Annotated in this window: 16 protein-coding genes and 1 pseudogene; 15 read left to right on the forward strand and 2 right to left on the reverse strand. The window is 68.6% G+C overall.

The features are described from left to right. Window positions 1-30: 30 nt before the first annotated feature. The 15 genes from VF522_RS07630 (at window position 31) to typA (ending at window position 17,009) form a co-directional block, all read left to right on the forward strand. Window positions 31-831, forward strand: a complete 801-nt coding sequence (locus tag VF522_RS07630; protein ID WP_330907633.1) for a PAS domain-containing transcriptional regulator — start codon at window positions 31-33, stop codon at window positions 829-831. Between the two features lie 126 nt (window positions 832-957). Continuing rightward, complete coding sequence (locus VF522_RS07635) at window positions 958-1,821, forward strand: xanthine dehydrogenase family protein subunit M (protein WP_330907634.1); 864 nt, start codon at window positions 958-960, stop codon at window positions 1,819-1,821. An 18-nt stretch (window positions 1,822-1,839) separates the two neighbouring features. After that, the gene (locus VF522_RS07640) at window positions 1,840-2,325 is read left to right on the forward strand and encodes a (2Fe-2S)-binding protein (protein ID WP_330907635.1); all 486 of its coding nucleotides are present in this window, start codon (window positions 1,840-1,842) and stop codon (window positions 2,323-2,325) included. Between the two features lie 11 nt (window positions 2,326-2,336). Next, on the forward strand, window positions 2,337-4,745 hold the full coding sequence (locus VF522_RS07645; protein WP_330907636.1) for an aerobic carbon-monoxide dehydrogenase large subunit: 2,409 nt from the start codon (window positions 2,337-2,339) through the stop codon (window positions 4,743-4,745). Between the two features lie 3 nt (window positions 4,746-4,748). Next, window positions 4,749-5,321, forward strand: coding sequence for an SRPBCC family protein (locus VF522_RS07650; protein WP_330907637.1), 573 nt, complete (start codon window positions 4,749-4,751; stop codon window positions 5,319-5,321). Continuing rightward, window positions 5,318-6,211: a MoxR family ATPase gene (locus VF522_RS07655; RefSeq protein ID WP_330907638.1), complete on the forward strand. Its 894-nt coding sequence runs from the start codon at window positions 5,318-5,320 to the stop codon at window positions 6,209-6,211. Before VF522_RS07650 ends, VF522_RS07655 begins: the two co-directional genes overlap by 4 nt. Further along, entirely contained in the window at window positions 6,205-7,332 is a 1,128-nt protein-coding gene (locus VF522_RS07660) for a vWA domain-containing protein (RefSeq protein ID WP_330907639.1), read from the forward strand. The genes VF522_RS07655 and VF522_RS07660 overlap by 7 nt, the downstream gene beginning before the upstream one ends. Beyond that, window positions 7,329-7,949, forward strand: coding sequence for a nucleotidyltransferase family protein (locus VF522_RS07665; protein ID WP_330907640.1), 621 nt, complete (start codon window positions 7,329-7,331; stop codon window positions 7,947-7,949). Before VF522_RS07660 ends, VF522_RS07665 begins: the two co-directional genes overlap by 4 nt. Window position 7,950: 1 nt before the next feature. Beyond that, window positions 7,951-8,520 (forward strand): hypothetical protein, encoded by a 570-nt coding sequence (locus tag VF522_RS07670; RefSeq protein ID WP_330907641.1) that lies wholly within the window; start codon window positions 7,951-7,953, stop codon window positions 8,518-8,520. 167 nt (window positions 8,521-8,687) lie between these two features. After that, window positions 8,688-9,257, forward strand: coding sequence for a ribosome maturation factor RimP (gene rimP, locus VF522_RS07675; protein ID WP_330907642.1), 570 nt, complete (start codon window positions 8,688-8,690; stop codon window positions 9,255-9,257). 3 nt (window positions 9,258-9,260) lie between these two features. Next, a complete protein-coding gene (nusA, locus tag VF522_RS07680; protein ID WP_330907643.1) occupies window positions 9,261-10,763 on the forward strand; it encodes a transcription termination factor NusA in 1,503 nt (500 codons plus the stop codon). Window positions 10,764-10,782: 19 nt separating this feature from the next. Beyond that, a complete protein-coding gene (gene infB / locus VF522_RS07685) occupies window positions 10,783-13,689 on the forward strand; it encodes a translation initiation factor IF-2 (RefSeq protein ID WP_330907644.1) in 2,907 nt (968 codons plus the stop codon). A 165-nt stretch (window positions 13,690-13,854) separates the two neighbouring features. Next, window positions 13,855-14,223: a 30S ribosome-binding factor RbfA gene (rbfA, locus tag VF522_RS07690; protein WP_330907645.1), complete on the forward strand. Its 369-nt coding sequence runs from the start codon at window positions 13,855-13,857 to the stop codon at window positions 14,221-14,223. A gap of 3 nt (window positions 14,224-14,226) precedes the next feature. Continuing rightward, complete coding sequence (truB, locus tag VF522_RS07695) at window positions 14,227-15,183, forward strand: tRNA pseudouridine(55) synthase TruB (RefSeq protein ID WP_330907646.1); 957 nt, start codon at window positions 14,227-14,229, stop codon at window positions 15,181-15,183. After that, window positions 15,180-17,009: a translational GTPase TypA gene (gene typA, locus VF522_RS07700; RefSeq protein WP_330907647.1), complete on the forward strand. Its 1,830-nt coding sequence runs from the start codon at window positions 15,180-15,182 to the stop codon at window positions 17,007-17,009. Before truB ends, typA begins: the two co-directional genes overlap by 4 nt. 48 nt (window positions 17,010-17,057) lie before the next feature. Here the strand turns inward: typA and infA are convergent, their stop codons facing one another. Beyond that, window positions 17,058-17,330, reverse strand: a complete 273-nt coding sequence (infA, locus tag VF522_RS07705) for a translation initiation factor IF-1 (RefSeq protein WP_330907648.1) — start codon at window positions 17,328-17,330, stop codon at window positions 17,058-17,060. Between the two features lie 32 nt (window positions 17,331-17,362). Next, window positions 17,363-17,617: pseudogene (locus tag VF522_RS07710) on the reverse strand (RNA recognition motif domain-containing protein); the annotation flags it as partial. Between the last annotated feature and the right edge of the window lie 17 nt (window positions 17,618-17,634).

A 17,634-nucleotide genomic window follows, 5' to 3' on the forward strand; every position in this document is an offset into this window, starting at 1 on the left:
CCGGGGCGATCGGAGTAGCTTGGTCCGGTCGTGAAGACCTGCCCCTACGGCGTCGAGCCGGCCGCGCCCTCCAGTTCCTGGCTGTACCTGCTGGAGCGCTTCGACGTGGGCGTGGTCCACATCGATCGCGAGCTGCGCGTGGTCGGCATGAACGACTTCGCGCGGCGCAGCCTGCCGGTGCAGGAGAAGCTGCCCTTCGGCAAGATCGTGACGTCCTTCCATCCCGAAGCCGCGCGCGCCAAGCTGAAGTTCCTGCTGGGGCAGGCCGAGTGCCCGGTGAACAACGCGCCGCCGATGGCGCTGATGATCAACATCCCCGACCGCGTGCTGCTGATCAAGGTGTCGAAGATCGGGGACGGGCAGGGCGCCCTCATCGGCTACACCCTGGTCTTCTACGACATCACCGAGGTCGTGGCCCACAAGGTCGAAGACGGCCGCGCCCGCGACGCCGAAGGTGCCGAACGCCGGCGCCTGCGCAAGATCCCGACCATCAAGCAGAACCGGGTTCTGCTGGTGGACGTGCCCGCCGTGCAATTCATCCGCTCCGAAGGCCACTACACCTGGGTGCACACGCCGCAGGGCAGCCAGTTCTGCAACCTGAACATCGGCGACCTGGAAAGCCGGCTGGACCCGCAGCTGTTCCTGCGGGTGCACCGCAGCTACATCGTCAACCTCTCGCAGGTCGACGAGATCGTGCGCGACGACGGCCGCATGATGCTGCGCATGATGGGCTCCACGCCCGTGGACATCCCCGTGTCGCGCGCCAGCGCCCCGCACCTGATGGAGCAGCTGGGGCTGGGCGACGCCGTCCCGCTCGCGCCGCGTTCCTGACCGTTCGTGCAGCGCGGCTGCCGTTCGTGCAGCCGTCAGGCCGTTGGTTGCGCGACCGGCGCGCCCGGCCGCGCAGTGCCTACAGTCGGTCGCCCGGGCCGCGTCCGGCCGCATCAGGAGACGAGCGTGATCCCCAGTGCTTTCGAATACCACGCCCCGACCAGCCTGGCCGATGCGATCGCGCTGCTCGGCAGCCTCGGTGACGAAGCGCGACCCCTGGCCGGCGGCCACAGCCTGCTGCCCATGATGAAGCTGCGCTTCGCGGCTCCGGGGCACCTGGTGGACCTGGGACGCATTCCCGACCTGCGCGGGATCTCCGAGGTCGGGAGCTTCATCCACATCGGCGCCATGACCACCGAGAACGAGCTAGTCTGGTCCGCGCTGCTGGCCGAGAAGGTGCCGCTGCTGGTGGAAGGCGCGCGCGCCATCGCCGACCCGCAGGTGCGCTATCGCGGCACGGTCGGCGGCGACCTCGCCCACGGCGACCCGGGCAACGACCACCCGGCACTGATGCTGGCGCTGGGCGCGGGTTTCGCGCTGCGTGGCGCGCGCGGCGAGCGCATGGTGGCCGCCGCGGATTTCTTCCATGGCCCCTATGCCACGGAACTGCAGCCCGGCGAGGTGCTCACGCGCATCGAAGTGCCGATCCCGCGCACCGGCACCGGCTGGGCTTACGAGAAGCTCAAGCGCAAGATCGGCGACTTCGCCACGGCGGCGGCGGCCGTGCTGCTGCGCATGGATGGAGAGCGCGTCGCCGCGGTGAGCATAGTCCTCACCAACGTCGGTCCGACACCGTTGAAGGCAGCCGACGCGGAACGAGCGCTCGTCGGCCAGCCGCTGGACGAGGCGGCGCTCGCCGAAGCGGCGAGCCTGGCCATGGAGATCTGCGATCCCGTGCCCGACCAGCGCGGCGACGCCGAGTACAAGCGGGCGATGGCGGGCGAGATGACCCGCCGGGCGCTGCTCAAGGCGCGTTCGCGCGCGGCCTGACCACCCGAGGAGCGGAGCATGGCGAACAAGCACGTGGTGTCGTTCCGGCTGAACGGCAAGGAAGTGGACGTGGCGGTGGAGGGGCGCGAGCTCCTGATCCACACGCTGCGCGAGCGGCTGCTGCACACCGGCCCGCACATCGGCTGCGAGACCTCGCATTGCGGGGCCTGCACCGTCGACATGGACGGCATGTCGGTCAAGGCCTGCACCCTGCTCACGGTGCAGTGCGACGGCAGCAGCCTGCTGACGGTGGAGGGCCTGGAGCAGGGCGGCGTGCTGCACGCCTTGCAGGAAGCCTTCCACGAGCAGCATGGCTTGCAGTGCGGCTACTGCACGCCCGGCATGCTGACGCGCGCGTACCGGCTGCTGCAGGAGAACCCGAACCCGAGCGAGGAGGAGATCCGCTACTGGATCTCCGGCAACCTGTGCCGCTGCACGGGCTACCAGAACATCGTGAAGGCGGTGCAGGCGGCGGCGCAGAAGCTCGCGGCCCAGCCGGCCTGATGGAGGATGCCATGGACCTTTCCGAAATTCGCGAACGCGAAGACAGGCTGCAGGGCCTGGGCACCTCGCTGCCGCGCAAGGAAGACGCCCGCTTCATCCGCGGCCAGGGCAGCTACATCGACGACGTGAAGCTGCCGGGCATGCTGTTCGGCGCGCTGGTGCGCAGCCCTTACGCGCATGCGCGCATCAAGGGCATCGCCAAGGACAAGGCGCTGGCCTGCCCGGGCGTGGTGGCGGTGCTCACGGCGGACGACCTGAAGCCCGTCAACCTGCACTGGATGCCGACGCTCGGCGGCGACGTTCAGGCGGTTCTGGCCGACCGGAAGGTCTGCTTCCAGCTGCAGGAAGTCGCGATGGTGCTGGCCACCGACCGTTATGCGGCGGCCGATGGCGCCGCGCTGGTGGAAGTGGACTACGAGGAACTGCCGGCCATCGTCGATCCGAAGAAGGCGATGGCGGCGGACGCGCCCGTCATCCGCGAGGACATCGCGGAAAAGAAGGAGGTCGGGCACGGGCCCCGCACGCATCCCAACCACATCTTCACCTGGGAAGCGGGCGACAAGGCGGCGGCCGATGCGGCCTTCGCCGGCGCCGCCGTGACGGTGCGCGAGGAAATCCTGAACCCGCGCGTGCATCCCTGTCCGCTGGAGCCGTGCGGCTGCGTGGCGTCCTTCAACAAGGTCACGGGCCAGCTGACGGTGTACCTCACGACGCAGGCGCCGCACCTGGTACGCACCGTGCTGGCGATGCTTTCGGGGATCGCCGAGAGCAAGATCCGCGTGGTGGCCGGAGACATCGGCGGCGGCTTCGGCAACAAGGTGCCGGTGTATCCGGGCTATGTCGTGGCGATCGTGGCGTCCATCGTCACCGGCGTGCCGGTGAAGTGGATCGAGTCGCGCATCGAGAACATCTCCACCACCGGCTTCGCGCGGGACTACCACGGCGTCGGCGAGCTGGCCGCCGATGCCGACGGCCGCATCAAGGGCCTGCGCTTCACGGCGCTGGCCGACCACGGCGCTTTCAACTCGCACGTGTCGGCGAGCAAGTTCCCGGCGGGCCTGTTCTCCATCTGCACCGGCTCTTATGCCATCCCCAATGCGTACTGCCGGGTGGACGCGGTCTATACCAACAAGGCGCCCGGCGGCGTGGCCTACCGCTGCTCGCTGCGGGTGACCGAAGCGGTGTACCTGATCGAGCGCATGGTGGACGTGCTGGCGCAGAAGCTGGGCATCGACAAGGCCGAGATCCGCCGCCGCAACTTCGTGCAGAAGGAGCAGTTCCCGTACACCACGTCCCTCGGCTGGACCCTGGACAGCGGCGACTACGTGCCCGCGCTGGAGCGGGTGCTGCAGGCGGTCGATTACGCAGGGCTGCGGCGCGAGCAGGCCGAAAAGCGGGCGAAGGGCGAGCTGATGGGCATCGGCCTCTCCACCTTCACCGAGATCGTGGGTGCCGGGCCGACCAAGGCCTGCGACATCCTCGGCATCGGCCTGTTCGACAGCTGCGAGATCCGCGTGCATCCCACCGGCGGCGTGATCGCCCGCCTGGGCACCATGAGCCAGGGGCAGGGCCACGCGACGACCTACGCGCAGATCATCGCGAGCGAGCTGGGCCTGCCGGCGAGCGACATCGTGGTGGAGGAGGGCGATACCGACAAGGCGCCTTATGGCGCGGGTACCTGGGGATCGCGCTCCACGCCGGTGTCGGGCGCGGCCACCGCCAAAGCCGCGCGCAAGATCAAGGACAAGGCCCGCCAGATCGCGGCGCACCTATTGGAAGTCGGCGAGGGCGACCTGGAGTGGGAGGTGGACCGCTTCACGGTCAAGGGGAACGCCGGCCAGGCCAAGACCATGAAGGAGATCTGCATGGCGGCCCACCAGGGTGACCTGCCCGAGGGCATGGAGCAGGGCCTCAACGCCGTCGCCTACTACGACCCGCCCAACCTGACCTATCCCTTCGGCGCCTACGCGTGCGTGGTCGACATCGACAAGTACACGGGCGAGGTGAAGGTGCGGCGCTTCTACGCGCTGGACGACTGCGGAACGCGGATCAACCCGATGATCATCGAGGGCCAGATCCATGGCGGCCTCACCGAGGCCTTCGCGGTGGCGCTGGGGCAGCAGATGCCTTTCGACGAGAACGGCAACCACCTGGGCAACAGCCTCATGGACTACTTCCTGCCCACGGCCGTGGAAACGCCGCGCTGGGAGACGGACCACACGGTCACGCCCTCGCCGCACCACCCGCTGGGCGCCAAGGGCGTGGCGGAGTCGCCGCACGTGGGCGGCATTCCCTGCATCAGCAACGCGGTGGTCGATGCGTTCGCGCACCTGGGCGTGACGCACATGGACATGCCGCACAACGCCTTCCGGGTCTGGCAGCAGTGCCATGCGCTGGGCCTGGACCGGCACGAGGGCTGAACGATGAAGGTGCAACTGGAGAAGTCCTTCGCGCTGGCGGCGCCGGCCGAAGCGGCCTGGGCGATGCTGCAGGACGTGGAGGCGGTGGCGAATTGCATGCCGGGCGCGCGCATCACCGAGAAGGTGGACGCGGCGCACTACAAGGGCACGGTGGCCGTGAAGCTCGGTCCGGCGAGCCTGTCCTTCCGCGGCGAGGTGGAAGTGAAGGAGCTGGATGCGGCGGCCCGCGCGCTGCACCTGGTGGGCCGCGGCACCGACACGACCGGCACCTCCGGCGTTTCGATGGACCTGCGTGCGCGCATCGAGCCGGTGGACGCGGCTTCGTGCCGCCTGGTCGGCGCGAGCGAAGTATCGGTGAGCGGCAAGGCGGCGACCTTCGGCGGCCGCCTCATGTCCGGCGTGGCCGACCAGGTGCTGCGGCAGTTCGTCGCGAACTTCGAGGAGCGGCTTTCGTCCATGCGCGCCGCGCCGGCCGAAGCGGCACCGGCGGCGCCCGCGCGCGAGCTCAACGGACTCGCCACGCTCTGGGCCATGGTGCGCGACTGGGTGCATCACCTGTTCGCTCGCAGCGCATGAACGCAGGCCGGATGCCCGAGGTCGCGGCGCTGCAGGACGCGCTGGCGGGGGCGGGCTACGTCGCCGAAGCGCCGCTGGCCGCGGCCCTGCTGCTCATGCGCGAGCTCGAGCGGCCGCTGCTGCTGGAAGGCGACGCCGGCGTGGGCAAGACCGAAGTGGCGAAGGCGCTGGCGGCGATCCGCGGCACGCGCCTGATCCGGCTGCAGTGCTACGAGGGCCTGGACGCGCAGGCCGCGATGTACGAGTGGAACTACCAGCGGCAGCTGCTGGCGATCAAGCTGCTGGAGCGCGACGGCCGCGATATCGCGCAGAAGGAGCGCGACATCTTCTCGGAGCGCTACCTGCTGCGCCGGCCGCTGCTGGAGGCAATCAGCTGCGAGCAGCCGCCCGTGCTCCTGATCGACGAAGTGGACCGCGCCGACGAGGCCTTCGAGGCCTACCTGCTGGAACTGCTGTCGGACTTCCAGCTCTCGATCCCGGAGCTGGGCACGGTGCGCGCGACGACTCGGCCTCTGGTGGTGATCACCTCCAACGGCACGCGCGAGCTGTCGGATGCGCTGCGCCGGCGCTGCCTGTACCAGTACATCGAGTACCCGGACCACGAGAAGGAGCTCGCCATCGTGCGCATGAAGGTGCCGCAGGCGGCGCCGGGACTCGCGCGCCAGATCGTGAGCTTCGTGCAGGCGGTGCGGCGGCTGGAACTGCAGAAGAAGCCCGGCATCGCCGAAACGCTGGACTGGACGGCGGCCCTGCTGCGGCTGGGCATCACCGCCGTCGACCGCGACGGCACCGAGCGCATCCTCGAGACGCTGGGCGCGCTGATCAAGACACGGGGGGACCGCGGCGCCCTGCAGCGCGAGACGGTCGCCCGGCTGGCCGCGGCATGCTGACGAGCCTCTCCCTTGAGGACCGGGCCGGCCAGCGCCTGGCGGGCTTCCCGGGATTCCTGCATGCCAACGGTTTCGCGCTCGGCGCGGGCGATGCCGTGGAGGTGCTGCGCACCGCGCGCACGGTGGGCGTGCTGGACCCGCAGCTGCTGCGCTGGTCGCTCAAGGCCTTGCTGTGCGGACGGGGCGAGGAGTGGCGGCGCTTCGATGCGCTGTTCGATGCCTGGTTCCTGCCGGCCAATCGCTGGGCCGCGCCGGAGCAGCGCCGCGTGGAGCACGAAACCACAGCGGCCATGGCCGCCGGCATCGGCGACGCAGCCGGCGAGGGCGAAGGCCTGCGTCCGCGCGACGCCGCGAGCCGCGACGCATCGCTCGCCTCGACCGACTTCCGCGAACTGGACGAGGGCGAGCAGGTGCTGGAGATCGAGGCGCTGATGCGCCGCTTCGCCCGGCGGCTGAAGCACCTGCGCTTGCGGCGCGAGGCCCGCGCGCGTCTCGGCCGCAGGCTGGCGCTGCCGCCCACCATCCGCCGAAGCATCGCCAGCGGCGGCACGCCCTTCCACCTGTGCTGGAAGGCGCCGCGCCGGGTGCGGCCGCGGCTCGTGCTGCTGCTGGACGTGAGCCGCTCCATGGCCGCCTACAGCTTCTTCTACCTGCGCCTGGCGCGTGCCCTGAGCGGCGAACTGGCGGACGTGCACAGCTTCATCTTCCACACGCGCATCACCGCCGTGTCCGAGGCCCTGCGCGACCCGGATCCATTCCGCGCCCAGGAGCGCCTGCACCTGCTGGCGCAAGGGTGGGGCGGAGGCACGCGCATCGGCGAGAGCCTCTTGCAGTTCGAGCGTGAACACGCGCCGCGCCTGCTGCACTCGCGCACCGCGATCCTGGTGATGAGCGACGGCTACGACACGGGCGAGCCCGCGCAACTGGCGCAGGTGCTGGCCCGGCTGCGTCGGCGGGCGCGCCGCGTCGTCTGGCTCAACCCGCTGTGCGGCCGGCCGGGTTATGCCCCGGTCAGCGAGGGCATGCAGGCGGCCCTGCCGCACCTGGACCTGCTGGCGCCCGGCGGCAGCCTGGCCGCCATCGCGGGCGTGCTGCCCGAACTGCTGGAGGCGCTGGCATGAACGAGTTCCGCTTCTCGGCCATCGTCCTGGCGGCCGGCGCGTCCTCGCGCATGGGCGGGCCCAACAAGCTGCTGCTGACGATCCTGGGCGAGCCTCTGGTGCGCCGCACCGTGCGCACCGTGCTGGCCTCGGGCGTGCAGGAGACCGTGGTGGTGGCCGGACACCAGGGCCGTGAAGTCATGCGTGCCGTGGCGGACCTGCCGGTCACGGTGCAGCCCAACCTGCGCCACGAGGAAGGCCAGATGCGATCCGTCGCCGCCGGCGTCGCCGCGCTCACGCGGGCCACCGACGCGATCCTCGTCTGCCCCGGGGACATGCCGCTGCTCACGCCGCAGGACCTGCGGACGCTGATGGACGCCTACGTGGCCCATGCGGACCACTCGATCGTGATCCCGCGCCGCGACGGCGAGCGCGGCAACCCGATCGTGTTCGCCGCGGCCCATGCCCCCGAGGTCGCCGCGGGGCGGCGCCTGATCGGCTGCCGGAAGCTGGCGCAACAGTATCCCGAGGAGACCTGGTACTTCGAGGCGGACCACGATCGCTACACCACGGACCTCGACACGCTCGAGGATTACCGGCGGGTGCTGGAGCGGCTGGGCCAGCCGCAGGAGGCTTGAAATGTCCGCGCTCGCCTGGACCGCCGCCGGCCTTGTCCTGGTGCTGGCAGGGCTGCTGGCGCTCGGTCGCCTGCGACCCCGCCGCGGCGGCCTGACCTCGCCCCAGTGGATGCTGCTGCTGGGCGCCATCGGCATGCTGCTCGGCCTCGCCTGGGACGTGCGCGCGGGCGGCCTGCAGGTGCTCGCCGCGCTCTGCACGGGGCCGGCCGACCTGGCCGCGATGTTGGCCTTGCACCTGCAGCAACTGCCATGGGCCCATATCGGCATGGCGGCCGGCGGCGCGCTGGTCGTGCCCCTGATGCCGAAACTGCGCCGCGGCTGCCGCCGCCAGCTCTGCGCGCAGGCGGGGCAGAACGCCGTCTGTTCGGCCTGGATGGTGGTGGGCATGGCGGCCGGTTCGCTGCTGTTTCTCGAACTCGCAGGCTGGTTGCAGGCCGTGCGCGAGCCCGCGGCCGTCCTCGCCGGAATGGCCGCCGGCATGGTGTGGGGCATGGTGGCCAGCGTCGCGCTGGTGCAGGCACTGATCCGGTTGAGCTACGGGCCCGCGCCCTATGCGGGCGGCGGCGCTTGAATTCCGCGTCGCGGCCGCAATCTGACAGGTCGCCCGGATTGCGCACGCAACCGGTCCCGCCGGCCCGATGCCTTGCGGGACAAGGCCTTAGCCGTTACAATACCGGCTTCACGACCAAACGGGCGGGTACTCACCGCCCGTTTTTTTTGGCTGATCGACTCTCGAACTTGGCACTGCAGGACATCGTCTCTCAAACCGTGGCCGGCCTCGGCTACGAACTGGTGGAACTCGAACGTTCCGCCGGCGGAACCCTGCGCGTCACGATCGACTTCCCCTGGCAGCCCGGGGACGAGAAGTCCGTCAACGTGGAGGACTGCGAGCGCGTCACGCGCCAGCTGCAGTACACGCTGGAAGTCGAGGAGGTCGACTACAAGCGCCTGGAGGTTTCGTCGCCCGGCATCGATCGCCCCTTGCACGGCGAGAAGGACTTCGAGCGATTCACCGGCGAGGTGGTCGACCTCACGCTGAAGGCGCCGATCGGCGCGGCGGGCGCCGGCCAGGTCGCCGCAAACCGCCGCAAGTTCCGCGGCACGCTGGAGCAGGCGCCTGACGGAAAAGGCTGGCAGATCACCTGGAGCGACGAGCCGGCGCCGCTGCCCGGCCAGAAGGTTTCGAAAAAGAAGAAGGAGCCTGCACCGTTGCAGGTGCTGGGTTTTACGCTGGACGAAGTCAAGGACGCGCGTCTGGCACCGATAGTGGATTTCAAGGGGCGCAAGCGCGCCGGGGTACAGGAGTAGGACATGAATCGCGAACTGTTGATGCTGGTGGACGCCATCTCGCGCGAGAAGAACGTCGAACGCGACGTGGTCTTCGGCGCGGTGGAGGCCGCCCTCGCGCAGGCGACGAAGAAGCTGTACCAGGGCGAAGTCGACATCCGCGTGGCGGTCGACCGCGACACCGGCAACTACGAGACCTTCCGCCGCTGGCTGGTGGTGCCCGACGAACAGGGCCTGCAGAACCCCGACGCCGAGGAACTGCTGATGGACGCGAAGGACCGCGTCGGTGAAGTCGAGCCGGGCGAGTACATCGAGGAAGGCATCGAATCGCTGCCGATCGGCCGCATCGGCGCCATGGCCGCCAAGCAGGTGATCCTGCAGAAGATCCGCGACGCCGAGCGCGAGATGCTGCTGAACGACTTCATGTCGCGCGGCGACAAGATCTTCGTGGGCACCGTCAAGCGCATGGACAAGGGCGACATCATTGTCGAATCCGGCCGCGTCGAGGGACGCCTGCGCCGCGGCGAGATGATCCCCAAGGAAAACCTGCGCAACGGCGACCGCGTCCGCGCCATGATCATGGAGGTGGACCTGACGCTGCGCGGCGCACCCATCATCCTGTCGCGCGCCGCCCCCGAGTTCATGATCGAGCTGTTCCGCCAGGAAGTGCCCGAGATCGAGCAGGGCCTGCTGGAGATCAAGAGCTGCGCCCGCGACCCCGGTTCGCGCGCCAAGATCGCCGTCGTCTCGCACGACAAGCGCGTCGACCCGATCGGGACCTGCGTGGGCGTGCGCGGCTCCCGCGTGAACGCCGTGACCAACGAGCTGGCCGGCGAGCGCGTCGACATCGTGCTGTGGTCCGAGGATCCGGCGCAGTTCGTGATCGGCGCGCTGGCGCCCGCCAACGTGAGCTCCATCGTCGTCGACGAGGAGAAGCACGCGATGGACGTGGTGGTCGACGAGGAGAACCTCGCGATCGCCATCGGCCGCGGCGGCCAGAACGTGCGCCTCGCTTCCGAGCTCACGGGCTGGAAGATCAACATCATGGACGCCAACGAGTCGGCGCAGAAGCAGGCCGAGGAGCAGTCCACGATCCGCGTGCTGTTCATGGAGAAGCTGGACGTCGACGAGGAGATCGCCGACATCCTGATCGTCGAAGGCTTCACCAGCCTGGAAGAAGTGGCCTACGTGCCGCTGCAGGAGATGCTGGAGATCGAGTCCTTCGACGAGGACACGGTCAACGAGCTGCGTACGCGCGCCAAGGATGCGCTGCTGACGATGGAGATCGCGCGCGAGGAGAGCGTCGAGGAAGTCTCGCAGGACCTGCGCGACCTCGAGGGCCTGAACCCGCAGCTGATCGCCAAGCTCGCCGAGAACAACGTGCACACCCGCGACGAACTGGCCGACCTGGCCGTCGACGAACTCACGGACATCACTGGCCAGTCCGCGGAAGAGGCCAAGACCCTGATCATGAAGGCGCGCGAGCACTGGTTCAACCAGCCCGCCGCCGCTGCCGCCCACGAGTGATGGGAGGAGCCGAATACACATGTCTAGTACCACCGTCGCCGAGTTCGCGAACGAACTCAAGAAATCGACCGAGACGCTGCTCGAACAGCTGAAGAGCGCCGGCGTGGCCAAGTCAGCGCCGACCGATTCGCTGACCGACGCCGACAAGCAGAAGCTCCTGGGCTACCTGCAGGCGAGCCACGGCACCGCCACGCCCGAGCGCAAGAAGATCACCCTGGTGAAGAAATCCACCAGCGAGATCAAGCAGGCCGACTCGTCGGGCAAGGCCCGCACCATCCAGGTGGAAGTGCGCAAGAAGCGCACCTTCATCAAGCGCGACGAAGGCGCCGACACCGCCGTGGTCGAAGCGCCCGACGCCGCGCAGCCGCCCGCGCCTCCCGGCCCGGACGAGGCCGACCTCACGCGCCGCGAGGAGGAAGCCCGCCGCCAGGCCGAACTGATCCGCCGCCAGGAAGAAGAGCTGGTCGCCAAGCGCCGCGAGCGCGAGGAAGCGGAAGCGCGCCAGCGCGCCGAGGAAGAGGCCCGTGCCGCCGCGGAGCGCGAAAGCGAACGCGAGCGCGAGGCGCAAGCCCGCGCGGAAGCCTATTCGAACGCGCAGGCCGGTGCCACTGCGGCCAAGGCCGCCGAAGCCGAGGCCGCCCAGGCCGTGGCCAAGGCGCAGGCCGAAGCGCGCGACAAGGCTGCCGCCGAAGCCCGCGAGAAGGCCGCCGCCGAATCCAGGAAGCGCGCCGAGGAAGAGGCCGCCCGCGCCCACGACCTGCAGGAGCGCCGCCGCAAGGCCGAAGCCGAAGCCGCCGCGATCCGCTCGATGATGAGCGCGCCCAAGAAGGTGCTGGTCGCCAAGGCGCCGGAGAAGCCGGTCGCGAAGGCGCCGGAACCCGGCAAGCCGGGCGTCAAGGGCACGCTGCACAAGCCGGCCACCACGGGCACTCCGCGCCCGGGCACGGCCGCGCCCGCACCGGGTGCACCGGGCGCCGGCAAGGAAGTCAAGTCCGCCAAGCTGTCCTCCAGCTGGGCGAACGATCCGGCCAAGAAGAAGGAAATCAAGACCCGGGGCGATGCGTCCGGCGGGGTCGGCCGCAACAACTGGCGCGGCGGGCCGCGCGGCGGCCGCCGCGATCACCGCGACCGCGACGACCGCCAGCAGATGGCGGCGCCGGTGGAACAGCGCATCGTCGAAGTGCACGTGCCGGAAACCATCACGGTCTCCGAGCTCGCCCACAAGATGGCCGTGAAGGCCTCCGAGGTGATCAAGGCCCTGATGAAGATGGGCCAGCTCGTGACGATCAACCAGTCGCTGGACCAGGACACGGCCATGATCGTGGTCGAGGAAATGGGCCACAAGGCGGTCACGGCTGCCCTGGACGATCCCGAGGCGTTCACCGAGGAAGAAGTGTCGACGCAGCAGGCGGACGCCCTGCCGCGCGCGCCGGTCGTGACCGTCATGGGCCACGTCGACCACGGCAAGACCTCGCTGCTGGACTACATCCGCCGCGCCAAGGTGGCGGCGGGAGAAGCCGGCGGCATCACGCAGCACATCGGCGCGTACCACGTGGAGACGCCGCGCGGCGTGATCTCCTTCCTGGACACCCCGGGCCACGAGGCGTTCACCGCCATGCGGGCCCGCGGCGCGCAGGCGACGGACATCGTGATCCTGGTGGTCGCGGCCGACGACGGCGTCATGCCGCAGACCAGGGAAGCCGTGAAGCACGCGAAAGCGGCCGGCGTTCCGATCGTGGTGGCCGTCAACAAGATCGACAAGCCCGATGCCAACCCCGACCGCGTCAAGCAGGAACTGGTGGTCGAGGAAGTCGTGCCGGAAGAGTACGGCGGCGAGTCGCCCTTCGTGAGCGTGTCGGCCAAGACCGGCCAGGGCGTCGACGAACTGCTGGAGCAGGTGCTGCTGCAGGCCGAAGTGCTGGAACTCAAGGCGCCGGTGGATGCCGCCGCCAAGGGTCTCGTCATCGAAGCGCAGCTGGACAAGGGCCGCGGCCCGGTGGCCACGGTGCTGGTGCAGTCCGGCACGCTGAAGGTCGGCGACGTGGTGCTGGCGGGCCAGACCTACGGCCGCGTCCGCGCGATGCTGGACGAGGACGGCCGCACGATCAAGACCGCGGGTCCGTCGATCCCGGTGGAGATCCAGGGCCTGACCGAGGTGCCGCAGGCCGGCGACGAGTTCATGGTCATGACCGACGAGCGTCGTGCCCGCGAGATCGCGACCTACCGTGCCGGCAAGTTCCGCAACACCAAGCTGGCCAAGATGCAGGCCGCCAAGCTGGAGAACATGTTCTCGGACATTGGCGCCGGCGAGGTGAAGACGCTGCCGATCATCGTGAAGGCGGACGTGCAGGGCTCGCAGGAAGCGCTGTCGCAGTCGCTGCTGAAGCTGTCGAACGAAGAGGTCAAGGTGCAGATGGTCTACACGGCCGTCGGCGGCATCAGCGAGTCGGACGTCAACCTGGCGATCGCCTCCAAGGCCATCATCATCGGCTTCAACGTGCGGGCCGACTCCGGCGCGCGCAAGCTGGCCGAAGGCAACGACGTCGAGCTGCGCTACTACAACATCATCTACGACGCCGTGGATGAGCTGAAGGCGGCGATGTCCGGCATGCTGGCCCCGGAGAAGCGGGAAGAGGTCATCGGCGCGGCCGAGATCCGCACCGTCTTCGTGGCCTCGAAGATCGGCACGGTGGCCGGTTGCATGGTCACGTCCGGCATGGTCACCCGCAGCGCGCACTTCCGCCTGCTGCGCGACAACGTGGTGATCTACACGGGCGAACTCGAGTCGCTGAAGCGGATGAAGGACGACGTGCGCGAGGTCAAGGAAGGCTTCGAGTGCGGCATCAAGCTGAAGAACTACAACGACATCAAGGAAGGCGACCAGCTCGAATTCTTCGAAGTCAAGGAGATTGCGCGTACGCTGTAAGACGAACAGTCGAAGACGGACAACCGGACGCAGAAGACGCAAAGGTTACGCAGAAGACGCAAAAGAACTTCCTTGAGGATTTTCTTGGCTCCTTCTGCGTCTTCTGCGAAATCTCTGCGTCCTCTGCGTCCGGATGTTGGTCGTTCAATTCGCGCAAACCAGGCCATGCCCAAGAAGTCGTCCAAGCCCAATCGCTCCTACCAGATCGCGGACCAGATCCAGCGCGACTTGACGGAGCTGGTCGCCCGCGAGTTGAAGGACCCGCGGGTGGGCATGGTCACGCTCAGTGCGGTGGAGGTCACGCCGGATTACGCGCACGCCAAGGTGTTCTTCAGCATCCTGGTGGGGGACCCGCAGGAAACCGAGGACGCCCTGAACCAGGCGGCCGGCTTCCTGCGCAACCACCTCTTCAAGCGCCTGCACATCCACACCGTGCCCACGCTGCACTTCCAGTTCGACCGCACCACCGAGCGCGCGGCGGACATGAACGCCCTGATCGCCAAGGCCGTTTCCTCCCGTTCCAAGGACGACTAGCCCGTGAACGCGCCACGCACCAGGGTGCAGCGGCGCCCTGTGCATGGGGTGTTGCTGCTCGATAAACCGCTGGGCTTCTCCAGCAACGACGCGCTGCAGAAGGCCAAGTGGCTGCTGCGCGCGGAAAAGGCGGGCCACACGGGCACGCTGGACCCGATGGCCACCGGCGTGCTGCCGCTGTGCTTCGGCTCGGCGACCAAGTTCAGCCAGCTGCACCTCGACGCTGACAAGACCTACGAGGCCGTGGCCCAGCTGGGCGTGCGCACCGCAACCGGCGACAGCGAAGGCGAGGTGATCGCCCGGTGCGAAGTGCCGGCGATCGCGCCTCGGCGGCTGGCCGAAGTGCAGTCGCAGTTCACCGGCGCCATCGCGCAGGTGCCGCCGATGCACAGCGCGCTGAAGAAGGACGGCAAGGCCCTCTACGAATACGCGCGCGCCGGCCAGGAAGTGGAGCGCGCCCCGCGCAACGTGACGATCTTCGACTTGCGGCTGGAGCTCCTGGAGCCCGCGCTGCTGAGGATCGTGGCCAAGGTCAGCAAGGGGACCTACATCCGGACGCTGGGCGAGGACATCGGCTCTGCCTTGGGATGCGGGGCGCACCTCGTTTCCCTGCGAAGAATTGCCACGGGGCCGTTCGGCATCGCGCAATGCGTCACCCTCGGGGAACTCGAGGCGCTGGCGGAATCAGACAGGATTGCGCGCCTGTTGCCGGTGGAGTCCCTCCTGCCCGGTCACGCGCGCGTCACGCTCGGCACGGAAGATGCTGGGCGCTTTCTCAGCGGCATGCGCAGGCGGGGAGCCTGGGCAGAAGCCGAACAGGTGGCGGTGTTCGCCGACCATCCCCGATCACTTTTAGGAACGGCCCACGTCAAGGGCGGTGAGCTGATTCCTTCCCGCCTCCTGAGCCCTGTCGAAATCCAACAAATCCTGGGTTCAGTAGAGCCCGTAGCCACACCATGACCACGCAGATCCGCAACATCGCCATCATCGCCCACGTCGACCACGGAAAGACCACCATGGTCGACCAGCTCCTGCGCCAGTCCGGCACCTTCGCCGACCACGAGAAGGTGCAGGACACCGTGATGGACAACAACGCCATCGAACGGGAGCGCGGCATCACCATCCTGGCCAAGAACTGCGCCGTGAGCTGGAAGGGCACGCACATCAACATCGTCGACACCCCCGGCCACGCCGACTTCGGCGGGGAGGTGGAGCGCGCGCTGTCCATGGTCGACGGCGTGCTGCTGCTGATCGACGCCCAGGAAGGCCCGATGCCGCAGACGCGCTTCGTGACCAAGAAGGCGCTGGCCCTCGGCCTGCGCCCGATCGTGGTCGTGAACAAGGTCGACAAGCCGGGCGCCAATCCGGACAAGGTGATCAACGCCGCCTTCGACCTGTTCGACAAGCTCGGCGCCAACGACGAACAGCTGGACTTCCCGGTGGTGTACGCCTCCGGCATCAACGGCTGGTCCTCGATGGAAGAGGGCGCGGCCGGCGCGCAGTGGGGTCCCGACATGTCGGCCCTGTTCGACACCATCCTGAAGCACGTGCCGCAGCACGAGGGCGACCCGCAAGCGCCGCTGCAGCTGCAGATCTCGGCGCTGGACTACTCCAGTTTCGTGGGCCGCATCGGCGTGGGCCGCATCAACCAGGGCACCATCCGCCCGTCGATGGACGTGCTCGTGATGGAAGGCCCGGACGGCAAGCAGCTCAAGGGCCGCATCAACCAGGTGCTGACCTTCGAAGGCCTGACGCGCGTGCAGGTCAAGGAAGCCGGCCCCGGCGACATTGTGCTGATCAACGGCATCGAGGAGATCGGCATCGGCGTGACCGTGACCGACCCGCTGAATCCGCTGCCGCTGCCGATGCTGAAGATCGACGAGCCGACGCTGACGATGAACTTCTGCGTCAACACCTCGCCGCTCGCCGGCCGGGAAGGCAAGTTCGTCACCAGCCGCCAGATCTGGGACCGCCTGCAGAAGGAACTGCAGTCCAACGTGGCCCTGCGCGTGAAGGAGACCGACGAGGAAGGCGTGTTCGAAGTGATGGGCCGGGGCGAACTGCACCTGACCATCCTGGTCGAGAACATGCGCCGCGAAGGCTACGAACTTGCGGTGTCCAAGCCGCGCGTGGTGTTCCGGGACATCGACGGCGTGCGCAGCGAGCCGATCGAGCTGGTGACGGCCGACGTCGAGGAGCAGCACCAGGGCGGCGTGATGCAGGCCCTGGGCGAGCGCAAGGGCGAGATGGTCAACATGGAGCCGGACGGCCGCGGCCGCGTCCGCCTGGAGTACCGCATCCCCGCCCGCGGCCTGATCGGCTTCTCCAACGAGTTCCTGAACCTGACCCGCGGTTCGGGCCTGATCTCGAACATCTTCGACGGCTACGAGCCCTTCAAGGGCGAGATCGCCAGCCGCAAGAACGGCGTGCTGATCTCCATGGACGACGGCGAGATCTTCACGTATGCCCTGGGCAAGCTGGACGACCGCGGCCGCATGTTCGTCAAGCCGAACGACAAGGTGTACGAGGGCATGATCGTGGGCGTGCACAACCGCGACAACGACCTCGTGGTGAACGCCACCCGCACCAAGCAGCTGACCAACTTCCGCGTCTCCGGCAAGGAAGACGCGATCAAGATCACGCCCCCGATCGACCTCACGCTGGAATACGGCGTGGAGTTCATCGAGGACGACGAGCTGGTCGAGATCACGCCCAAGACCATCCGCCTGCGCAAGCGCTACCTGAAGGAGCACGAGCGCAAGCGTTCCCTGCGGGAAGCGGCGTAAGCCAAAGGAAAAGGCCCCGCATGCGGGGCCTTTTTCATGGTGCCGCGTTCAGCGGCGGTGCGGCGGGCGATTGCCGCCGCCCGGCGGGCCCGGCCTGCGCTCCGGCAAGTGCCGGAACATGATGCGGCCCTTGGTGAGGTCGTAGGGCGACAGCTCCAGCGTCACGTCGTCGCCGGCGATGATGCGGATGCGGTGCTTCTTCATCTTGCCGCCGGTGTAGGCCACCAGTTCGTGGCCGTTGCTCAGGACGACGCGGCAGCGCGAATCGGGGAGGATTTCCTCGACGCGTCCGCGCATCTCGATCAGTTCTTCCTTGGCCACGCGATCGCTCAGTAGCGGGGACGGCCGCCGGTGCGCGGTTCCATCGGCTTGGCGATGTTGACGGTCAGGCCGCGGCCGCCGTAATCCTTGCCGTGCATGCCCTGGATGGCGGCCTGCGCCTCGGCGGCGCTGCCCATCTCGACGAAACCGAAGCCCTTGGAGCGGCCGGTGTCGCGTTCCATCATGACCTTGGCGCTCTGGACGCTGCCGAACTGGCTGAACGCCTGTTCCATGTCGCCGTCGCGGAAGGAATAGGGCAGGTTGCCCACGTAAAGTTTGTTGTCCATGGGGACTCCATTGAAGG

Source organism: Ramlibacter sp., assembly GCF_036383835.1.
Classification (GTDB): Bacteria; Pseudomonadota; Gammaproteobacteria; order Burkholderiales; family Burkholderiaceae_C; genus Ramlibacter.